Raw genomic sequence first — 21232 nt, 5'->3', positions numbered from 1 at the left:
CAATGCGATCCATTGAAACAAGCAAGGAATCACACGCCGCTGAACGCGCGTTCAGCGAGAACATCGCACTGATGCTGCGCGCGGCCGGCATTGGCAAGACCTTCACGCTGCACGGCCAGGGCGGCGTGCAGATCGAAGCGCTCGCGGGCGTGTCGCTCGACGTCGAACGCGGCGAGTGTGTCGTGCTGGTCGGGCCGTCAGGCGCGGGAAAAAGTACGCTGCTGCGCTGTTTGTACGGTAATTACCTCGCCAGCACGGGCTCGATTGCGATTCGCGACACCGTGGCGGACAACGAGCCGCCGGTGTCGATCACCGGCGCGGAGCCGCATGACGTGCTGCGTCTGCGCCGCGGCGTGGTCGGCTACGTCAGCCAGTTTCTGCGCGTGATTCCGCGTGTGCCGACGCTTACGCTCGTCGCCGAACCGCTGCTGTCGCGCGGCGTGGCGGAAGACCAAGCCCTTGCGCGCGCTTCAGCCCTGCTGGCGAGGTTGAACGTGCCCGAGCGGCTGTGGTCGCTCGCGCCCGCCACCTTCTCCGGCGGCGAACAGCAACGCGTGAACATTGCCCGCGGCTTGATCGCGGAGCACCCGGTACTGCTGCTCGACGAACCCACGGCCTCGCTCGACGCCGAGAACCGCGACGTGGTCGCCGATCTGGTCGTCGAAGCACGCGAGCGAGGCGCTGCGATCGTCGGCATCTTTCACGACGAAGATACCCGCAACAAGGTGGCCACACGCCGCCTCGAACTCCAGCCGCCGCTACGCCCGCTGTTACGTCCGCCGTTACGCCACTAATTGACACGAAACGGCACTAAACTGAACTGCTGAACCACTGGGTCGAAGCACCAGGTCAAAGCACTGCGGCGCGACACTCAGGACAGACTACGGAGCAAGTCGATGTTGATCAGGAACGCTCGCATTGTGACGCGAGACGAAGTATTTACCGGTGTGATACGCATCGAAGACGGCGTGATTCGCGACGTCGAGCGTGGCACGACCTCGGCGCGCGAAGCGGAAGATTGGGACGGCGATTATCTGTTGCCAGGTCTGATCGAACTGCACACGGACAATCTCGAGAAACATCTGGCGCCGCGTCCGGGCGTGCTATGGAATACCGATGCCGCCTTCGTGATCCACGACGCCCAGGTGGCGGCGGCCGGCATCACCACGGTGTTCGATGCCCTCGCGATCGGTTCGCGCACGAACGTAGGCTTACGCGGCCGCGATCTGCAAACGCAATGCGCCGAATCGCTCACGCGCTTCTCCGAGCGCAAGCTGCTGCGAGCCGAACACTTTCTGCATCTGCGCTGCGAAATCGCCACCGCCGACGTGGTCGAAGTGTTCGACACGTTGTGCGACCATCCGTTGCTGCGGCTCGCCTCGGTGATGGATCACACACCCGGCCAGCGTCAGTGGCACGACCGCGAACAATGGCGCCGCTTCCAGGAGCGCAACGGCAAACTGACCGATGAACATGTGGCGACCGCGCTGGTCGAACTGACTGTCGAGCAGCAACGTTACGCCGACACGCACCGCCGCGAGATCGTGGCGCGTTGCAAGCGGCTCGGCGTTCCAGTGGCGAGCCATGACGACACGCTGATCGAGCACGTCGAACAGGCCAAGGCCGAAGGAATCGTACTGGCGGAATTTCCGACCACCCGCATCGCCGCCCAGGCGGCACGCGAGCACGGCATTTCGACCATCATGGGGGCGCCGAATATCGTGCGCGGCGGCTCGCATTCGGGCAATGTGTCGGCGCTCGAACTGGCGAAAGCCGACCTGCTCGATATCCTGTCCTCGGATTACGTGCCGTCCAGCTTGATGACGGCAGTGTTCGAACTCGTGAGCAAGGCCGGCTGGACCCTGCCGCGCGCCATGGCGACTGTCTCCGCCGAACCGGCCCGCACGGCGGGCTTGCATGACCGCGGGGCGATCGAAACGGATTTGCAAGCGGACTTCGTACGCGTCACGATGCTCGAGTCACTGCCGGTGCCGCGGGCAACGTATCGCGCGGGCGTGCGGATCGTTTGACGTTAGTGTTAGGCTTCGCTGGTTGCGGGCAGCAGCGGTTCCACCGCGGCCCAACGCGTCCAGCGGGGTGTCCGGTCAGGCGCTTCGACACGCAGGGTGCGCGAGCCATCATCGAAAACGAGGGTTTCGATATTGAGGGCACTCCCTTCTTCAAGGCCCGCTTCGCGCACGTGACCGCTTTGATAAGTGAAACTGAGGTTGCCTTCGCGCAGCAAGTCGAGATAAACGTCGAAGTCAGCGGTTGATGAACGTGTGGCCCAGCGATTCAGGAGCGTGGCGGCGATTTCGGCGTCATACATTCTGTACCTCTCTGGACATGTGCCGTTTCTCGACTATAGCTGAAAAGCAAGCATTGTGCTGCACCGCACCATAGACTGTTCACACCATTCCTTTCTATGACACCTCGTGCTCCAAACCATCATTCTCCGCGCATGTCTTGCATCATCTGCGCCTATAACGAAGCGCCGCGCATCGGCACGGTGCTCACCGTGGCCTGTGCCCACCCTTTGCTTGGCGAGATCATCGTGGTGGACGACGGTTCGACCGACGGCACCGCTGAAATAGTCGAAAGCTTCGCGTCCGTGCGGCTGATTCGATGCGCGGAAAACCGTGGCAAAAGCGCTGCTATGGCGACCGGCATCGCCGCGGCAACGGGCGAATTGCTCATGCTGCTCGACGCCGATCTGAAAGGCTTGACCGCCGAGTACATCAGCGCGCTCGCCCTTCCTGTTTTGCAAGGTAAGGCGCAAGTCAGCTTGAGCCTGCGCCAGAACAGCTTGATGGCGTTTCGCGCCATCGGCCTCGATTTCGTCTCCGGCGAAAGGGTCGTCAGAAAAGCGCTGCTGAGCGAAGTTTTGCTGGAGGTTCACGGCTTGCCGCGCTTCGGCGTTGAAGTGTTCATGAACCGCCGCATCATCGAACGCCGCCTGCCTATCGCGGTCACTCACTGGCCGCACGTCACGCAGGCGCGCAAAACCGAAAAGCTCGGCTATTGGAAAGGCTTGCGCGCGGAATGGCGCATGATCGCGGACCTCTTCAAGGCTGTTTATCCGCTTGCGCTGATTTCACAGACCTTTCAATTGCTTCACTTACGCATCGACGACGGACCGCGAGCGAGTTTTGCGGCACGCATGCGAAAAGTGCCGGATAGTCCACGCTGAAACGCTCTCGGTGCCGAGCGATCCGCTCGCGCCTTGTCTCGACGTCGACGACTCACTCAGCCGCCGGCAACGCGCTGCGCCCTCGCGTTGCAAGCGCGACGAAACCCGCCGCGCCGAGTATCAACGGACAGTAGAGCGTCGCGAAACGCCATAGCACCAGTGCGGTTGCGATGCTCGCCCGGGGTACCCAGCTCGCGAACGCGGCAGCGAGCGCGATGTCGCCGGTGCCTCCTCCTGCGGGCACGCCGGTCCACAGCGCGGCATGCAGGGCTACCGCCTGCACGGCCAGCACAAAACCCAGGGGCAGACGATACCCGAGTTCGCGCAAAATATACCAAAGCGCGCCATAACGAAGCAGCCACTGCAGCGTGGTCAGCAACAGCAGCGCGGCTAGGCGCCACTTGGGGCCGCCGATCAGTTCCCGCCATTGCCGGCCGACGCTCCGGCAAAAGCGCGACACCCTCGCTCGACGCTCATCCAGCCACCGGACACGCCGTCCCGTTGCGTCCAACGCCGCCGCCGCGCGTCGACGATTCAACCAGAAGATGCCGGCCAGACACCCAACGCCGGCGACTACGGCGAACACGAGCGGTGCGCTCGCATGCGGTAGCAACTGCATCAGCGGCCCGAAGGCGAACAGGAGCGAGACCGGCACGGCGGTTGTGAAGAACGCAAGATCGAGCGCCTGATCCGCACTGACCACCGTCGTCGCGAGCGACCAGGATGCCCCGGCGCGCTGCAGCAGGCCGATGTTGACGCCATACCCCGCCGCGCCCAGCGGCGAAGCCAGAAACGCAAAATCGGTCGCCAGCGTGATCGCGAACGTGCGCAGAAAACTGATCTCAAAGCCAAGCGCGGTCTGCATCAGATGCAGCTTGCCGGTCTTTGCCATCGCGCTGATTACGGCACTCGCGGCAAGCGCGGCGAACACGTAGAGGGAGACATGACGCAGCCCGGCGAACGCCGTGTGCGAATTGAGAACGAAAGGCGCGCCGGCGGCAAGGCCGATACCGGCAAGCGCCACCAACACTGCCGCTTTACGCGTATGAGATCTGATCAACAAAGGCCCCCGCAAGTGCAGCAAGGCCCTGCTTTCGCCGCGCGATGCAGCATGGAACGCTGCGTCGCGCGGCGAAATCGAGGCCGCCCGAGGCTTCATGATAACCACTTGACACTGCGTTTTCGTGACTAGCGGCTAGCCACCAGCGGCGGGGGGGCGGGCGGAAACTGTCCCCATGCGGCCAGCACTTGCTGGATGCTTCTTGCATAGGCATCGCGCTGCTTCGGCGATTCCGAGTGGTATGCGCCGATGGCGCGCCAGGTGTTGCCATGTTTGACCATCTTCTGCTTCAGCAGCCAGGCGGCCACATAGACGTTCACGCACGGATCGGTCAAAGCCCGATGTGGCACGCCCTCTCGTGCGAGATCGCCGAAATGAATCGAATTGATCTGCAACTGGCCGACGTCGATCGAACCGTTCGCGTTCTGATGGATCGCGGTCGGGTCGCCCTTCGATTCGTACCACGCGACGGCGCGCAATACCCACGGATTGACGCCCTGGTAGGCTGCGGCCTGATTGAAGCAATCGTCTTCCGCGTGGGCCATACCGGATATCGAGAGCCACGCCAGCGCAAAACAGAAGATTTTCAAGGACACGATTCATCCTTCCGCTTGATCGCGATAAATCGCGATAAAAATAGGGGCTGCAGACCGTTGGCCGGATTATTTGACCAAGGCCTGATCGATCTGCCGTTGCACGGTGTCGAGGTACGCATGCGAAGCATCGGACACGATGAGTCGGACAGGCGGCGTCGGCGGGCTCCTGCGTTCCTGCATCTGTATCGGCGCACGCGACTTCTTGCGATGCGGCGCCGGCTTCACCGGCAAGTCATCGTCACCGCTGCTCGCCGGCGGCAGCATCGCGAGCGACGGCAACGGCGGATAAACCTTGTCCGGCGCGGCAGGGAGCGCGGCGGAAAGCGCACTGGCCGACTGCAGATCCGTTCCCGGCTGGCCCGCAAAGGCCGGCGCGGCGACCAGCGTGGTGACCGTCAGTAAAGTGGCCAATAAGGTGGCCGATGAGATGGTCCGTAAGCTGATTCGAAGCATCGCGATGGCCTCCTTCATTGCACCGTCCTGATCGACACGCTATACGGCTGACCAAGACCGGCGGTTCGATTTTCGAAGCTCACCTTCGACATGCGTTGGGCCGGCACGCCCTTCCATACCGCCTGGTTCAGATAGGCGAAATCCTGACCCAGCGCGGTGACCAGCACGACCGTGGACTGCTGCTGCGCAGCGGCCAATGCGCCTGCCTTGGTGAGCACGGTGGTGAGTTGCGGGTCGTGCGCGCCGAGCGCGTCAGGGGGAATCTCGAAGCTGATGACTTCGTTGGGCGCCCTGTCCGGGTGCGCGGCATTCTGGGCAGGCATCTGTGCACATCCGGCCAGCGCAAGAACGGCTACGAAAAACCACACCTGTCGCTTCACACCTATCTCCAGTCAATCCCGTTGCTATAGTGGTGTTTTCGGCAGGCCAGAGGGAAAAGTTGATAGGTCAAAAACGAGCCCGCGAAAATCAAAAAGAGTTACCTCAAGATCGGCGCAAACGATTGCTTCGGCGCTCGATGAAGCGCCGAACGAGGGGAACTTGCCTCGCGTTTCGAGTGGATTATTCATATGAGGATTGTGAGGCTGGAGACGCCGCGGAACAGGATTCCACGGGGGGATGGATGCATGAGATGAGCTTGCGGACTCAGTCGGGGGCTCACGCCCCTTACCGTCTGTAAGCAAACGAGCGGTTATCGGCTTAAGTCGAAAGCGGCACGCGCTCCGGCTCGTCCGCATCGAACCACGCTGGATTGCGCTCGGCAATCGGACCGAGCGACACCAGAATCTCGCGCAGGTGGTTGCGCATCGCCTCTTCAGCGGCACTCGGGTCGTGCGCGCGAAGGCCGGCCAGAATCTTCGCGTGCTGTCTGATCAGCAGATCGAGCGGCGATACGTCAGGCAGGCTCAGATAGCGCACCCGATCCATCTGCGCCTTGATGTCCTGAATCGTCTCCCACGCCGCCGTGCAATCGATCGCCTGGGCAATCGCGTAATGAAACGCCTCGTCGAGCGCGAGGAAAGCAGCGGTGTCGTTCGATTTCGCCGCGATCTTCTGATCGCGAAGATTGTCGGCGAGTGCCTGCAATTGCTCGTCGGAGATCGACACGGCGGCCTTGCGCACCACCGCGGTCTCGATCGCTTCGCGAATGAAGCGCCCTTCCCGCACCTGGCGCGGCGAAATGCGCTTCACGAAGGTGCCACGTTGCGGCAATACCTGAAGCACGCCCGCTTCGACCAACTTGATGAACGCCTCCCGCACCGGCTGCCGCGACACCTGAAACATGTCGGACACTTCCTTCTCCGAGAGCGGCGTGCCCGGCACCATCTGACCGGCGAAAATCGCCTCGCGCAGCGCACGGAAAATCTGTTTGCCGATCGGCTCGTGCGAGTCGAACGAGACGCTAGCCGTCAGATCCGGAAGTTCGACGCGCGCGCCGGCCTGCATGCTCACGCGGCGCCGTGTGCGAGGCGCGGCGAGTGCGGTATCGGAGGAGAGAGAAGACGCGTTGGCGTGGAGGTTCTTGGTCGGCATCGGGTCAAGCAGCGAATGAGTAGCGAGGGAAACGGCACACCGTGAATACCCACTCAGATGTGCCGCACCATACTACCATGCACGTTTCATCTTCAACGCACCCACGCGCGGCTCGCGAATCCACACCAGCGAACACACCGCGCCGAGCACGGCAATCGCACCCGCCAGCACGAATGCGCTGGTGTAGTTACCGTGCGTCGCCTCGACGATAAAGCCGGTCACCGCCGGTCCGATCACGCCGGCCAGATTCGCCAGCAAGTGCACAAAGCCGCCTACGCCGCCAACGTGTTCGCGCGGCACGGTGTCCTGAATCACGGCCCAATACACCGCGCCCGTCACGTACAGAAAGAAGATCGACACCGACATCAGGGCGACCGCACTCTGCGTACTGGCGACGCGCCCGGCCAATGCCACGCACACCGCCGCCGCACCCAGGCAACTACCCAGCACGAGCTTGCGCGACAGCAGCGGCTTGCCGGTCAAGCGCAAGATGAAGTCCGAAATGAAACCACCTGCCGCGAGGCCGATACTGCCGAGCAACCACGGAATCACCGTGGCGAAACTCATATCGCGCAGACTCAGGTGATGCGCTTCGGTCAGATAGGTCGGGAACCACGACAGGAAGAAAAACAGCACATAGTTGTATGAGAAGAACGCGAAGGCGGTCGCCAGAATGATCGGCTTGCGCAGGAAGTGCCGCAGGCCGAGCCGCTCGCCGTCGGCGGAATGCGCGATCGCCTGTTCATCCGCCTGGCCCGCGCGGATGAGTTCGATCTCGTCAGGCGTGACGCGCGAATTTTCGTGCGGGTGTTCGGTCGTCGTTGCCGCCCAGAAGACGAGCCACAAGAGTCCCAGCAGCATGATCGCGACAAAGGCCCAGCGCCAGCCGAACTGCACCGCCATGAAGCCGACCACCGGGCCCGCCAGCGCGCCGCCGAGCGGTGTACCCGAACTGATCACGCCAATCGCGCTCGCGACTTCCTTGCGCGGGAACCAGTTGTTGACCATCTTGCTGTTCGACGAGCTGAACGGACCTTCGCCCATGCCGAACAACACGCGCAGCACGATCAGCGAACCGATGCCGGTTGCCAGCGCGGTCGCGCCGCAGAATATCGACCACACGCCCATCGCGGTGCCGAATACGCGTTTCGCACCGACCTTGTCCGACAGCACGCCGCCGACAAAATTGAACAGCGCATAGCCGATGAAAAAACTGCTGAACACGACGCCCATCTGCGCATGCGAGAAGTTCAGGTCTTTCTGGATCAACGGTGCGGCAATCGACAGCGCCGCGCGGTCGAGGTAGTTGATGACGCCGGCCAGAAACAGCAGCGCGACCACAAACCAGCGTTGACTCTTGATCATCAGGTGTCTCCTTCGGGTCGCCTCTTGGCGGGCGTTTAAATAGTTCGAACAGGTTGATTGGTTTCGCCGGGCGCTGCGGCCGCGGTCGATATTCAGTCGAAGGTCAGATGCACCTTCATCGACTGCGAGCGGTCGAGCGCCACCTCGAATGCACGGTTCGCTTCGTTCATCGCAAACGCATGCGTCATCAGCGGCCGCAGGTCGACCTTGCCGGAGGCGATTTCATCGGCGGCGACGGCGTATTCATCCGTGAAGCGGAACGAGCCTTGATAGCGGAGTTCTTTCGACATCACCAGGTTCGCCGCCACCGGCGATTGGCCGGCCGGCAGATTGCCCACCTGAATCACCGTGCCGCCCGCGCGCGCCGCACGCAGCGCCGTATCGAGGCCGGCGGGACTGCCCGATGCCTCGATGACCACGTCGAACGTGCCGCGTTGTGCGGACCATTGATCGATCACGGCACTATCCGCGGCGTTCACGGTCTGATCCGCGCCAAGTTGCTGCGCGACCTGCAACGCGCGATCCGAGAGATCCAACGCAACCACCCGATGAGCACCGGCGCGGCGCACCACGCTCAGCAGAATGCAGCCGATCGGCCCGCATCCCACCAGCAACACACTCGCACCGACGAGCGAGCCGGCCTGCTTCACCGCATGCAACGCGACGGCGAGTGGCTCGGCCATCGACGCCTGCGCAAAATCGACGCCGTCCGCCACCGGAACACATTGCCGCGCGGCAACGACGATGTACTGACGGAACATGCCCTGCGTGTGCGGGAACGTCGATGCACTGCCCATGAAGCGCATATTCAAGCAATGATTCGGCATCCCGACGATGCAAAAACGGCACGTCCCGCAGGCGAGCCCTGGATTCACAGCCACGCGCTGCCCCGGCATCAGGCGATGCTCCGCGCTCACGCCTTCGCCGAGCGAATCGATCTCGCCGGCCACTTCATGGCCGAGTACGAACGGCTCGCGCACCGCGAAATCGCCGCTCCGGCCTTTGAAGTAGTACGACAGATCGGAACCGCAAATGCCGCCGGCGCGCACGCGCACACGCACCTGGCCCGGACCGGGTTCGGGCGGATCGACTTCGTCGATGCGGATCAGTTTGGGTTCGTGAAGCACGGCTGCAAGCATGATGAACTCCGGTATGACAAAGATCGTGCGCTCAGTGCTGCGCAACAGAAGACGAAGATGGGGACGGAAACGCGTGCGCTGAGGTGTGCGCCTCTACCGGCTCGCCGCCGCTCCAGTCATGGAGATCGCCGCCACGGCGCTTAGGCGCGGTTTCCGGCAATGCAAAGAGCGAGACAGCCGACACCACGCCGAGCACTGCCACGTAGAGGATCAACGCGAGCGAATTGCCATGCGTGACCTGAATCAGTTTGACGGCCAGCAGCCCGAGCACGCCGCTGCCGAGCAACGAGCCGATTTGCCAGATCAGCGCGATACCACTGCAACGCACGCGCGCCGGGAACAGTTCGGGGAACAGCGCCGCTTGCGGTGCATAACAAAGACTGTGGCCCACACTAATGGCGAGAATCATCACGAGCTGGATCGCCGCGCGATTGCCGCTATCGATCGCCATGAAGAACGGCACCACCAGCGCCACGTGCAATAACGCGCCCGCAATGGAGGTTGGCCGCCGCCCGATGCGATCGGACAACGCGCCAGCGAGGGGAATCGTCACAAGCTCGAGCGCGACCGCGACGATCACCGTTTCGAGCAGCATGCTTTGCGCGATGCCGTGCGCTTTGCCGTAGGCCAGCACGATCATCGTGTACATCGCAAAGGCGCAAGCCTCGATCAATTTGGCGCCGACGCCTTTGAGGATCGTCGGGCCGAACTGTCGCACCACTTCCACCACCGGGCGCGAAGCGACTGCCTTGGTCTGCTGGATCGTCGCAAAGATCGGCGACTCTTCGGTGCGCAAGCGGATATACAGGCCGACCGCGACCAGCAGCGCGCTGGCGAGAAACGGAATGCGCCAGCCCCAGTCGAGCAGTTGCGCCTGTGTCAACGTCGCGCTGAGCAACGCGAACAGCCCCGAAGGAATCAGGAAACCGGCCGGTGCGCCCAGTTGCACGAGGCTCGCAAAGAAGCCACGCCGCGCAGGCGGAGCGTATTCAGCGGTGAGCAGTACGGCGCCCGCCTGCTCGCCGCCCACACCGAAGCCTTGCAGCACGCGGATCACGATCAGCGCGATGGGCGCCCAGATGCCGATTGACTGATAGTCCGGCAACAAGCCGATCGCGAACGTCCCCAAACCGACGATCAGGATCGTCACGATCAGCGCCTTCTTGCGGCCGACGCGATCGCCGAAATGGCCGAACACGATGCCGCCCAGCGGCCGCGCCAGAAAACCAACCGCATAGGTGGCGAAGGCGGCGAGTGTGCCGATCAGCGGGTCGGTGGAGGGAAAGAATTTCTGGCCGAACACCAGCACGGCGGCCGTGCCGTAAACGAAGAAGTCGTAGTACTCGGCCGCGGTGCCGATGGTCGAGGCGAAGGCCACACGGCGCAGCATGGCGGTGCTGGCCGGCGCGGCGGCTTGCGGACGTGCTGGGTTCACGCGTGTCTCCATGATTTTTTAGTAAGTGGGTTAAGGGTTGAGCGAAATCAGCTCACCCATTCACCAGTTCCATAGCGTTCCGTCTTCGAGACGCGCGACCGGCAAATAGGCCGGGTCGTAGGGATACCGCGCGGCCGCTGCTTCGTCGATATCGACGCCGTGGCCCGGGGCTTCGCCGGGATGCATCATGCCGCGCTCGAAGCGCCATGCATGCGGGAATACGTCGAGTGCTTCCTGCGGAAAGCCCATGTATTCCTGCACGCCGAAATTCGGCACCCACAGATCGAAGTGCAGCGCCGCGCCCATGCACACCGGCGACAGATCGGACGGCCCGTGGCAACCGGTTCTCACCTGGTACAGCGAAGCAAAATCCGCGATGCGCCGCAGATGCGTAATGCCGCCCGCGTGCGTCAAGGTTGCGCGGATATAGTCGATCAACTGTTCCTCGATCAACTGCTTGCAATCCCAGATACTGTTGAAGACTTCGCCCACGGCGATCGGTGTCACGGTATGTTCGCGAATCAGCCGGAAGCCGGCCTGGTTTTCCGCGGGCGTCGGGTCTTCCATCCAGAACAGACGATACGGTTCGACCGATTTTCCCAAACGCGCGGCTTCGATCGGCGTCAAACGGTGGTGGACGTCATGCAGCAAATGCGTATCGAAGCCGAATCTGTCGCGTACCGCATCGAAAAGCTTCGGCACGAAGTCGAGATATTTTTCCGACGACCAGCTCTGCTCCTCGACCGCGCCTTTGGTGGCCGGCTCGTACATGCCGCTGCCTTTCGACACGCCGTACACCGAGCGCATATTCGGCACACCGCATTGAATGCGAATGGCCTGATAGCCGGCTTCAATGTGTTCCGCGTATCGGTCCAACGCTTCGGGAATGTCGCGGCCGGTGGCGTGGCCGTACACCATCACGCCTTCTCGCGAGGCGCCGCCGAGCAGCTTGTACAGCGGCATGCCCGTTACTTTGCCGAGAATGTCCCACAGCGCCATATCCACCGCGGCGATCGCCGTCATCGTGACCGGGCCGCGGCGCCAGTACGCGCCTTTGTAGAGGTATTGCCAGGTGTCTTCAATACGGCCGGGATCGCGTCCGATCAGCAACGGGCAGACGTGATCTTTCAGGTACGAAGCAACCGCCAGTTCGCGGCCGTTCAGCGTTGCATCGCCGATGCCGTATACGCCCTCATCGGTGACGATTTTCAGCGTGACAAAATTACGGCCCGGGCACGTGACGATCACGTCGGCGCGAACGATCTTCATGACATCTTCCTTGCAGAAACAAGTGGTGAACCGCGTTAAACGGCGGCATGCAACTTGCTGTTTTTTCATGTCGGTTTCGAGCGCAGGCTGAAGCAAAAAATCACCTTCATCACCTGTCTCAAGCCGTTTGAACGATGCTACCATACAAGTATAGCGAGACGTCAAATCAGGGTTTTCCCGCCGAACGGCGTCGTGCCGAAGCCTTTTTGGCCTCTTTTCCGTTACGTGGATTACCTGGATTTCACGACATGATTTCTGCCGCCACCTTGCCCCGCCTCGTCCGCGACACACTGCCCACACTGCAATCCCATCTGCTGTCGCCGCAATGGCGGGAGCCGCGCATCGGCATCGTTCATCTGGGGATTGGCAACTTCCATCGCGCGCATCAGGCCCTCTATACGGAAGAGGCCATGCTTGCCGCGGGCGGCGACTGGGGCATCTGCGGCGTCACGCTGCAAGGCGACGTCAGCAAGCGCGACGCGCTGATGGCGCAGCAGGGTCTGTATAGCGTGGTTGAACGTGGACCGAATGGCGCCAAGGTGACGGTCGTGCGCGCACTGCGCGAAGTGCTGGCCATGCCGCACGATCGCGCCGTCCTGTTCGCGCGCCTCGCGAATCCGCTGGTACGGATCGTCTCGTTGACCGTCACTGAAAAAGGCTACTGCCGCGAACCGCAAACCGGCGAGGTCGCGCTGGACGATCCCGCCGTTGCGCACGATCTGGCTCACCCGCTCGAACCGCGCACGGTGCCCGGCATTCTCGTCGCGGCATTGCGCGAGCGGCGCGACGCTGCGACCGGCCAACCGTTCACGGTCCTCTCGTGCGACAACCTTTCCCATAACGGCGCCGCGCTGCGCCAGGTGGTCTGTTCGTTCGCGCGGCAACTCGACCCTGAACTGGCCGACTGGATCGCTGTCCACGTTGCCTTTCCATCGACGATGGTCGACCGTATCGTGCCGGCCACCACTAGCGCCGAACGCACCACCGTGGCCCACGCGATCGTTTATGAGGACGCCGCCCCGGTGCCGTGCGAACCGTTCCGGCAATGGGTCATCGAAGATCGTTTTCCCGGGGGACGTCCTGCATGGGACGCCGTTGGTGCGCAATTCGTCGACGACGTCACGCCGTTCGAACTGGCGAAGCTGCGCATGCTGAACGGCACGCACTCGACGCTGGCTTATCTGTCGATGCTTGGCGGCTTCCACACCGTCGACGCCGCGATCTCCCACCCCGCCATTCGCAATCTCATCCACGCGATGATGACGCAGGAAATCGCGCCGACGCTCGCCATGCCCGCGTCATTCGACCTGCCCGCCTATCGGGACGCATTGCTTGAGCGCTATGCGAATCCGGCGCTGAAACATCGCTGCGCACAGATTGCGATGGACGGCAGCCAGAAGATTCCGCCGCGTCTGCTCGCGACGATTGCGGCGCGGATCGGCGCGGGCCAGTCGTTCACGCGTCTCGCGCTGGCGGTGGCGGCCTGGATGACGTTTTTGCGCGGCCATGCGGACGACGGCACGCGTTACGAAATCAGCGATCCGCTGGCCGGTAGATTGACGGCGCTCGCGGCATCCGCGCAAGGCGACCCGCAGGCGTTGATGGACGCCTTACTGTCCGTGCGCGAAGTGTTTCCGGCGGATCTGGCTGCCCTTCCCGGGTTCAGAAATGCGCTTCGTCACGCATTGCAGCTGCTTCACGAAAACGGCGCGCGGGGAGCCATTGCGGCCTCGCAATAACCGATTATTCTCTTGGGCGATTCAGGCAGTCGGCTCCGCCTCGCGGCCTTCCGTTGCCCCTTCGCTCGCCTGTTCCTGTTTTAACTTGCGCGCCTCGATCACATCCTGATAGCGCAGATACGCACTCCGTCCATCGGATTTGGCCGCATACATTGCCGCATCGGCGTTGAGCAACAACTCCTCTGCCGTGGCGCTATCGTCCGGAAACTGGCTGATGCCGATGCTCGCGCCCACCGTCATGCTGTGTCCGTCGATCAGTAGTTCTTCGTTCAATGCGCCGATGATCCGCGAGGCAATTCCGGGGGCCGCCTCGGCGGAACGCGGCCCCTCGATCAACACGATGAACTCGTCACCGCCGAGGCGCGCGGCAACGTCCGCCGAGCAAAGCACCTGCTTCAGCCGCTGCGCTACCGCGGCGAGTACCTTGTCTCCGATCGAATGACCGAACTGGTCGTTGATCTGCTTGAAGCGGTCGAGGTCGACGAACAGCACGGCGAGCCCTTCCTCACGCCGCGTCGCCTCCCTTATCGCCGCCTCGATTTTCTGCATGAACAACATGCGGTTCGGCAAGCCAGTCAACCCGTCGTGCGTGGCGAGATGGACGAGTTCACGTTGCTTGTTATGCAGCACGTCCATTTGCGACTTGATTTCCCGGCGCAGACGATCGAAACAGCGCGCGAGGATGCCGATCTCGTCGGTCCGTTTGAGCGGCAGCGTTTCCATCGCGTGCTCGGCGAACAGATGCGTCGCGGCGTACGCGAGAATGTGCAAAGGCTTGGTCAGGGCACGCGCGAACAGAATCGCGAGGAATAGCGCCAACACGCTGAAGATCAACACCATGCGGATGATTCGGTTGCCCAGCGCCGTGGCGCCGGACAGGACATCCTGGAGTGGCCTGGCGAGGCCGAGCACAATAAAGCGGTTGCCCTCGGACGCGCCGAACGGCCTGCGCACGAAGGCGAGCACCTGGCCGGCCGCCTGCCCCGGCCGCACCAGACCGTTCAGCAGAACTTCGCTTGTCGACTGATCGAAGAGCGGCTTGGTGGCGGAAAAACTGTCCTGCATCAGAACGCGACGCCCCTTGTCGAAGCCGAACGTTTTCGAGGCATCCGGATGGACCAGGAAATCGCCCCATTCGTTGGCAAGATAAACCTGATAGTCGCTCGGCAAATCGCTCTGCAAACGGTTGAGCAGACCCGCCAGATCGATGTCGATAATGACGACACCCACCACCGCCCCACTCTCGTCCGCGATGGGCGTGCCAAGCCGCAGCGTCGGTTTGCCTTCGGCTGCATGCGTACCGTACTCGTGATTCACCGAGATCGGCGAGGTGTAAATACGCCCGGGCGAAAACGCCAGCGTGTCGAACACATACGCGAACTGGCCTTTTTCCTGCAAGCTGTTGCCCTCGACCCGCACCAGGCCGTCCGCATCACGGTCGAAACGGATCAGCTCAAGTCCGTAGTGCTTACGGGTAATCAGCCGGATTTGCAGGTACTCGGGGTGGTGAACCATGAAGCTGACATACACCTGCGCCAGCTGTTCGCGCGGCGCATTCGCACCAAGGCCGTCGTCGGTCTGCAGGACCTTCGCCGTAGACGGCAAGCTCGCGAGCACCAGCGCGTCCGCGCCGACATCGTCGATCGCGATGGAAAAGCGTTGGCCCAGCAGTTCCGTTGAAGTCAGCAAGCTTTGTTCGGCTTCGTTCACCAGCATCGTACGATTGGCACGATACGTGTAATAACCGGTCGCGCCGGATGCGAGCACGCCGATGCACGCCAGCAGAATCGATAACTTGAATGTCAAGCCGGGTCGTATCATCAAAAACGCTCCGACCTGTCGCCAGACACGATTCTGTTCCACAGTTCTTCGCGCCGCTGAATATCTTCCACCGGACCGATCCAGACAATGCGTGCTTTGTCGCTGTTTTCCGCCGGCGCCGTCAACGTGTTGGCGAGCCCCTGACGTTGCGTCAACAACGCACTCACGTCCGGCTCGAGCATGTAGTTGATCCACGCCAGCGCGAGCGGGCGATCCCTGGCGAAACGCGTCATCGACCAGCAGTCCAGCCAGGCGAGCGCCCCTTCGTCGGGAATGACGTAGCCCACGTCGGCGCCGGCGCGACGCAACGATTCAACCTGCTGGGTGCCATAGTTGCCGAACATCAAGGCAACTTTATGCTGGATGAAGAACGCGGTCGCTTCTTCCGGCAGCGTGTAATAGGTCAGCAGGTTGCGGCGCAGATCGACGAGCTTTTGAGCGATCACGCGCATTTGCGTGGCATCGAGCTGGAAAGGATGGGGATAGCCCAGCGCCAGCGCGGTGAACGAGAAATTATGCTGGGCGCTATTGAAATCCAGAACCTTGCCGCGGTAACGCGGGTTCCACAATTCGCGCATCGAGCGCGGCGCAACGGCGATCTGCTTGCGGTCATAGATCAGGCCCATCGACGAATACGTGAATGGAATGGCGTATACATTGCCTACCGAAGTCAGGCCTTCAATCGACGACAGCGCCTGAAACCGCGGCAACTGTTTTTTCGTATTCGGCAAACTGGCAAGATCGAGCGGCACCAGCAGATTCGCGCGGGTATAGCGCTCGATTTCAGCCGTATTCGCCGCAAGCACATCGAACTGCGGCGTACCCTGGGCATGCATCTGCGCCCATAACGCCTCGTCGGAATCGACCCACGTGACTTCGACCTTCGCGTTGTAACGCGCTTCGAAAGTCTTGACGACATCGGCGTCTGCATAGCCGGGCCATGCCAGTACGCGCAGCACGGTGCCCGCCGCCAGAACGGGCGCCGACGACAAAAGGCTACAGCAGAAAGCGACGCTTATCAGCAGCGTCAAAAAACTGGAAACGCCACCACAGCGCAACGCAATCGCGCGTGCCGCGACACCTGCAATTCGACGCCGGAGCGATGGTTTGAAACGGCGCGTTTCATCTGCCATCGAAATCGTGTGCATATACAACACCGCTTAGCAGAAGGCCATGAAGACGAACGCAAACCGGCACGCGGAGATTAACCGCGGACGTCGTGCTCGATGACTTTGTTCAGACAGATATTCATATGTTCGCCCACTGCGTAGGCAGGCGCGCAGAGCGTTAATAATAGCGCCAAGCAATGCATTTTTGGTTCCGGCCCCGTCCCAATCGGGAAAAACAATTCATCGGGCGTGATTTAACAAATGTGCTCATCTGTATTTAACGGTAGTTCACGCGAAATCTTTAACTCATGGACAGCCAATTGAAACAATCGAGAGCGTTGTAATAATTCGCAATAGGCGGCGGTAAATGGCGCCATTTTCTATACTGGTTTTGCCACACAGCACATCTTGCGAAGTACCGGGACAAAGCACCGCCACCAGGCAACTTCATTACGACACCGTTACGACCCCTCAGGCAGCGCACCGGGGCAATGCAATCCGCATGGCGCAGCCGTCGACTCCCCACCACATTCGAGCTTTAAAAGCTATTGCCGTCCGCCATCCGGTGTTTCACTAGCTACCCAATCTTTTTGAACTGGTAAGCTTGGCGCGCGCTGCTGGCCGCCCCGGCCGGCAGCTTCAACCCAAGCCTGGTTGTGAGTCGCGCCAGGCATCCCGCAGCGGCACAACCGCATACGGGAGTATTTGAACCACACCGAGGAGTTAAACAGTGAAAAAACTGCTAGCGGCTTTGACGGTTGCTCTGCTTGCAACCGTCTCGATTGGCGCACACGCTAAAGATTGGTCGACTATCCGTTTCGGCGTTGACGCCAGCTACCCCCCGTTTGAGTCGAAGGGTTCGGACGGCAAGCTCGCGGGCTTCGACATCGACCTCGGCAATGAAATCTGCACGCGCCTGAAGGCCAAGTGCGTGTGGATCGAAAACGACTTCGACGGCATGATCCCGGCCCTGAAGGCGAAGAAGTTCGACGGCGTGCTGTCGTCGATGTCCATGACGCCGCAACGCGCTGAGCAGATCGCCTTCTCGTCGAAGCTGTTCAACACGCCGACGCGCCTCGTCACGAAGAAGGGTTCGGGCATTATGCCGACCGCCGATTCGCTGAAGGGCAAAGCGGTTGGCGTCGAGCAGGGCACGATCCAGGAAACCTACGCGAAGACGTACTGGGAACCGAAGGGCGCGAAGGTCGTGCCGTATCAGAACCAGGATCAGGTCTACGCGGACTTGCTGTCGGGTCGTCTTGACGCATCGCTGCAGGACGCGGTCGAAGCTGAAATCGGCTTCCTGAAGACGCCGCGCGGCGCGGGCTATGAGTTCGCGGGCAAGGATATCGTCGACGAGAAGATCCTCGGCAACGGCGCAGGCATCGGCATGCGCAAGGAAGACACCGATCTGAAGGCGAAGGTCGACAAGGCGATTGCCGACATCATCAAGGACGGTACGTACAAGAAGCTCGAGAAGAAGTACTTCGACTTCGACGTGTACGGCGGCTAAGCCAGCCACGCGCGTCTAACGACGCGCTTGCCGGCTTGCGAGCAACGGGCTCCGCGTCATGCGGAGCCCGTTTCGTTTGCGAAGCCGCTTTGCCGCGCGGCCCGGACCACGTACCGCTTCATATCGGCTAAGATCGTGCGACCGCGGCGCCGCGAACGGGCCCGCCAAAGACCGGCCGTGAAGCACTCTTTCCCCCTGTAATCAACGACATAGCGCGGCGCGCCCCATTTGCCCGCGAATTCGAAAACCATGCAAACCCAAACCCATCCGCTGATTGCCCCGACGCTCGGCACCGCCCGTAATCTGACGAGTTTTCACTATGGTCCTGGCGGCGGGCAGAAGATTTACATCCAGTCGTCGCTGCATGCCGACGAGTTGCCTGGCATGCTGGTCTCGTGGGCGTTGCGCCGCAAGCTCGCGGCACTGGAAGCTGCCGGCAAGGTGCGCGGCGAAGTCGTGATCGTGCCGGTAGCCAATCCGATCGGTCTGAACCAGCACTTTCTCGGCCATTTGACGGGCCGCTTCGAGACCAACAGCGCGCAGAATTTCAACCGCAATTTCTACGAACTGGCGGCGCTGATTCAGCCCGGCATCGAAGCGCACCTGACCGACAACATCGACGCCAATCGCACGGCCATCCGCGCGGCGATGCGTGAAGCGCTCAACGAGCAAAAGCCGGAAACCGAACTCGAATCGCAACGTCTGGCGCTGCAAAAGCTCTCCTATGACGCCGATGTCGTGCTCGATCTGCACTGCGACTGGGAAGCCGCGATGCACCTGTACACGAATCCGGACCTGTGGGCGGAAGTCGAGCCGCTCGCCTGCTATCTGGACGCCAAGGCGTCGCTGCTGGCGCTGAATTCGGTGGGCAATCCGTTCGACGAAATCCACAGCTTCTGCTGGTCGGATCTGCGCGGCCGTTACGGCGACCGTTTCCCGATTCCGAACGGCTCGATCTCGGTCACGATCGAACTGCGCGGTCAGCGCGAAGTGTCGTACGAGTACGCCGAGCACGACGCCCAGGCGATCATCGAGTACCTGACCACGCGTGGCGTGATCGACGGCACGCCGGCGCCGCTGCCGGCGCTCGAATTCGCCGCGACGCCTTTGGCCGGTGCCGAGCCGATCGTCGCGCCGATCAGCGGCGTGCTGGTGTATCGCTGCGAAGCGGGTAGCTGGGTCGATGTCGGCCGTGAGATCGCCGATATCGTCGATCCGTTGACCGATCGCGTCGTGACGCTCAAGAGCAGCGTGGCCGGCGTGCTGTACGCGCGGCATTTGACGCGCTTCGCGACGGCCGGGCTGGAGTTCGCGCGCATCGCCGGCGCGAAGGCGTTCAGAAGCGGGTCGTTGTTGAGCAACTAAGGCACATCGAGGAACAACTGCGGCGGCACTTCCCTGTCTTTGCCTGTGGAAGCGGTGCCTGCAATGCAGATCGCCCGCTATTTCAGCGGGCGATCTGCGTTTACGGGCCTTCGAAATCTTCGATCTGGAAAAAGCTTATGAGCGGCGTGCCTTGCGTGAATTCATCTCGCGACGCTATGTGAGTGTCGCGCCGACGCGACAGATTTCCAAAATAAGCAAAGCTGTCACATACCTTACTCTGCGTTCCCTTAAATTTCGGGCCATCGCACGACCTTGCCAGAGAGCCGGCGTGGCGATCGCTTAATTTTTAATCGGAGAATTGTCTTGAATAAGAAAGTATTTGCCGCCGCTACTCTCGCCGTCTTCGCCGGTGCTGCCCACGCACAAAGCAGCGTTACGCTGTACGGCCTGATCGATGCCGGTATCAGCTACGTGAACAACTCGAAGACCTCGACCGGTCACAGCAACCTTTTCAAGTATGACGACGGTGTTGCTCAAGGCAGCCGTTGGGGCCTGCGCGGCACCGAAGACCTCGGTAACGGTCTGAAAGCGCTGTTCGTACTGGAAAGCGGCTTCAACAGCGGCAACGGTACGCTCGGCCAGGGCGGCGCGCTGTTCGGCCGTCAAGCGTATGTCGGTCTGTCGCAGAACAACGTCGGTTCGCTGACGTTCGGTCGCCAGTATTCGTTTTCGACGGATTATCTGGGTGGCAACTACTCGACCGGTGGTCAAACCGTCGCGGGTAACTACGCTTACCACATCAATGACGTCGACCAACTGACCTCGAGCCGCATCAACAACTCGGTCAAGTTCAGCAGCGCGAATTTCGCGGGCCTGACCTTCGGCGCTATGTACGGCTTCTCGAACACGGCTGGCGCCTTCGCTGGCGTGCCGGGCACCGGCACGGCCGCAGCACCGGTCACAGGTTCGGCGCGCGCATACAGCTTCGGCCTGAACTACGCAAACGGCCCGTTCGGCGTGGGCGCAGCGTACACGGATATCCGCTACCCGGGCCAGTCAACGCCGGCTTTCTCGACGTCGATGGCTAACGTGACGTTCCCGACGATCGGCACGGGCCAGATCCAGGATCTGCGCACGTTCGGCGTTGGCGGCCGCTACTCGATCGGCGCAGCCACGCTGTGGGCGTTGTACACGAACACGCGCCTCGCTCCGATCACGGGCAGCGCGACCACGTTCGCAGCATACGAAGCGGGCGCAAAGTACGCGTTCACGCCGGCGCTGACGGCTGGTGCAGGCTACACGTACATGCACCTGAGCGATGCCAACAAGGGCCACTGGAACCAGGTGGACCTGAGCGTCGACTACGCGCTGAGCAAGCGTACGGACGTGTATGCACTGGGTATCTACCAGATCGCTGCCGGCCACAACGGTACGCAGGATCTGCAAGCGCAGATCGGTTCGAGCACGAGCTACTTCAGCACGTCGGGCACGGGTGCGGACAACCAACTGGCATTCCGCGTTGGTATCCGTCACAAGTTCTAAGCGAGCTTTGCCTTTGTCGGCGAGGAGCGCGAGTTCCTTGCCGTCCTGAGGTTCTGAAAAACGCCCTGCGGGGCGTTTTTTTTTGGGGGGGAATGGTTTTTCAGGCGCCTGTGTTGATGCAACGATGCCTTGCGGCGTCCGG

At 61.8% G+C, this 21232-nt stretch carries 19 protein-coding genes; 7 read left to right on the top strand and 12 right to left on the bottom strand.

Features of this window, described 5'->3' with window-relative positions; translation table 11 throughout:
• Nucleotides 1-2 precede the first annotated feature (2 nt).
• Both phnL and B0G76_RS21925 read left to right on the top strand, forming a co-directional pair.
• Nucleotides 3-794 (top strand): phosphonate C-P lyase system protein PhnL, encoded by a 792-nt coding sequence (gene phnL / locus B0G76_RS21930; protein WP_120294407.1) that lies wholly within the window; start codon nt 3-5, stop codon nt 792-794.
• 102 nt (nt 795-896) lie between these two features.
• Nucleotides 897-2030, top strand: coding sequence for an alpha-D-ribose 1-methylphosphonate 5-triphosphate diphosphatase (locus B0G76_RS21925; RefSeq protein ID WP_120294406.1), 1134 nt, complete (start codon nt 897-899; stop codon nt 2028-2030).
• An 8-nt stretch (nt 2031-2038) separates the two neighbouring features.
• On the opposite strand, the gene B0G76_RS21920 is transcribed toward B0G76_RS21925, so the two are convergent.
• Nucleotides 2039-2329 (bottom strand): hypothetical protein, encoded by a 291-nt coding sequence (locus B0G76_RS21920; protein WP_120294405.1) that lies wholly within the window; start codon nt 2327-2329, stop codon nt 2039-2041.
• Between the two features lie 132 nt (nt 2330-2461).
• Between B0G76_RS21920 and B0G76_RS21915 the strand changes: the two genes are divergently transcribed.
• The gene (locus B0G76_RS21915) at nt 2462-3190 is read left to right on the top strand and encodes a glycosyltransferase (RefSeq protein ID WP_120294404.1); all 729 of its coding nucleotides are present in this window, start codon (nt 2462-2464) and stop codon (nt 3188-3190) included.
• A gap of 52 nt (nt 3191-3242) precedes the next feature.
• Here B0G76_RS21915 and B0G76_RS21910 read toward each other — a convergent pair whose 3' ends face one another.
• The 9 genes from B0G76_RS21910 to manD form a co-directional block, all read right to left on the bottom strand.
• Nucleotides 3243-4250, bottom strand: coding sequence for a lysylphosphatidylglycerol synthase transmembrane domain-containing protein (locus B0G76_RS21910; RefSeq protein WP_183082110.1), 1008 nt, complete (start codon nt 4248-4250; stop codon nt 3243-3245).
• A gap of 128 nt (nt 4251-4378) precedes the next feature.
• Nucleotides 4379-4795, bottom strand: a complete 417-nt coding sequence (locus tag B0G76_RS21905) for a lytic transglycosylase domain-containing protein (RefSeq protein ID WP_120294402.1) — start codon at nt 4793-4795, stop codon at nt 4379-4381.
• A gap of 117 nt (nt 4796-4912) precedes the next feature.
• Nucleotides 4913-5299 (bottom strand): hypothetical protein, encoded by a 387-nt coding sequence (locus tag B0G76_RS21900; RefSeq protein WP_259460668.1) that lies wholly within the window; start codon nt 5297-5299, stop codon nt 4913-4915.
• Nucleotides 5300-5313: 14 nt separating this feature from the next.
• Complete coding sequence (locus B0G76_RS21895; protein ID WP_259460667.1) at nt 5314-5622, bottom strand: hypothetical protein; 309 nt, start codon at nt 5620-5622, stop codon at nt 5314-5316.
• A gap of 376 nt (nt 5623-5998) precedes the next feature.
• The gene (locus B0G76_RS21890) at nt 5999-6832 is read right to left on the bottom strand and encodes a GntR family transcriptional regulator (protein WP_120294400.1); all 834 of its coding nucleotides are present in this window, start codon (nt 6830-6832) and stop codon (nt 5999-6001) included.
• Between the two features lie 72 nt (nt 6833-6904).
• Nucleotides 6905-8197 (bottom strand): MFS transporter, encoded by a 1293-nt coding sequence (locus B0G76_RS21885; protein ID WP_120294399.1) that lies wholly within the window; start codon nt 8195-8197, stop codon nt 6905-6907.
• A 92-nt stretch (nt 8198-8289) separates the two neighbouring features.
• Nucleotides 8290-9336 carry an L-idonate 5-dehydrogenase gene (locus B0G76_RS21880; RefSeq protein WP_120296660.1) on the bottom strand — a complete coding sequence of 349 codons (1047 nt, stop codon included), beginning with the start codon at nt 9334-9336 and terminating at the stop codon, nt 8290-8292.
• A 31-nt stretch (nt 9337-9367) separates the two neighbouring features.
• Entirely contained in the window at nt 9368-10771 is a 1404-nt protein-coding gene (locus tag B0G76_RS21875) for an MFS transporter (RefSeq protein ID WP_259460666.1), read from the bottom strand.
• A gap of 60 nt (nt 10772-10831) precedes the next feature.
• Nucleotides 10832-12040: a D-mannonate dehydratase ManD gene (gene manD, locus B0G76_RS21870; protein WP_120296656.1), complete on the bottom strand. Its 1209-nt coding sequence runs from the start codon at nt 12038-12040 to the stop codon at nt 10832-10834.
• A 248-nt stretch (nt 12041-12288) separates the two neighbouring features.
• On the opposite strand from manD, the gene B0G76_RS21865 reads away from it, so the two are divergent.
• Complete coding sequence (locus B0G76_RS21865; RefSeq protein ID WP_120294398.1) at nt 12289-13779, top strand: mannitol dehydrogenase family protein; 1491 nt, start codon at nt 12289-12291, stop codon at nt 13777-13779.
• A gap of 21 nt (nt 13780-13800) precedes the next feature.
• Here B0G76_RS21865 and B0G76_RS21860 read toward each other — a convergent pair whose 3' ends face one another.
• Together B0G76_RS21860 and B0G76_RS21855 are read right to left on the bottom strand one after the other, a co-directional pair.
• On the bottom strand, nt 13801-15600 hold the full coding sequence (locus tag B0G76_RS21860; protein WP_120294397.1) for a diguanylate cyclase domain-containing protein: 1800 nt from the start codon (nt 15598-15600) through the stop codon (nt 13801-13803).
• On the bottom strand, nt 15600-16748 hold the full coding sequence (locus B0G76_RS21855) for an extracellular solute-binding protein (RefSeq protein ID WP_120296655.1): 1149 nt from the start codon (nt 16746-16748) through the stop codon (nt 15600-15602). Before B0G76_RS21855 ends, B0G76_RS21860 begins: the two co-directional genes overlap by 1 nt.
• Before the next feature lie 691 nt (nt 16749-17439).
• Between B0G76_RS21855 and B0G76_RS21850 the strand changes: the two genes are divergently transcribed.
• The 3 genes from B0G76_RS21850 to B0G76_RS21835 all read left to right on the top strand — a co-directional run bounded on the left by B0G76_RS21850 (nt 17440) and on the right by B0G76_RS21835 (nt 21090).
• Nucleotides 17440-18222 carry an ABC transporter substrate-binding protein gene (locus tag B0G76_RS21850; RefSeq protein WP_120294396.1) on the top strand — a complete coding sequence of 261 codons (783 nt, stop codon included), beginning with the start codon at nt 17440-17442 and terminating at the stop codon, nt 18220-18222.
• A gap of 249 nt (nt 18223-18471) precedes the next feature.
• Nucleotides 18472-19587, top strand: a complete 1116-nt coding sequence (locus B0G76_RS21840; RefSeq protein ID WP_120294394.1) for a succinylglutamate desuccinylase/aspartoacylase family protein — start codon at nt 18472-18474, stop codon at nt 19585-19587.
• Between the two features lie 324 nt (nt 19588-19911).
• Nucleotides 19912-21090 (top strand): porin, encoded by a 1179-nt coding sequence (locus B0G76_RS21835; RefSeq protein WP_120294393.1) that lies wholly within the window; start codon nt 19912-19914, stop codon nt 21088-21090.
• Nucleotides 21091-21232 lie beyond the last annotated feature (142 nt).

It is taken from the genome of Paraburkholderia sp. BL23I1N1 (genome assembly GCF_003610295.1).
GTDB lineage: Bacteria > Pseudomonadota > Gammaproteobacteria > Burkholderiales > Burkholderiaceae > Paraburkholderia.
The sequence above is the reverse complement of the archived record's forward strand: the minus strand, read 5'-3'. Positions and strand labels throughout refer to the sequence as shown.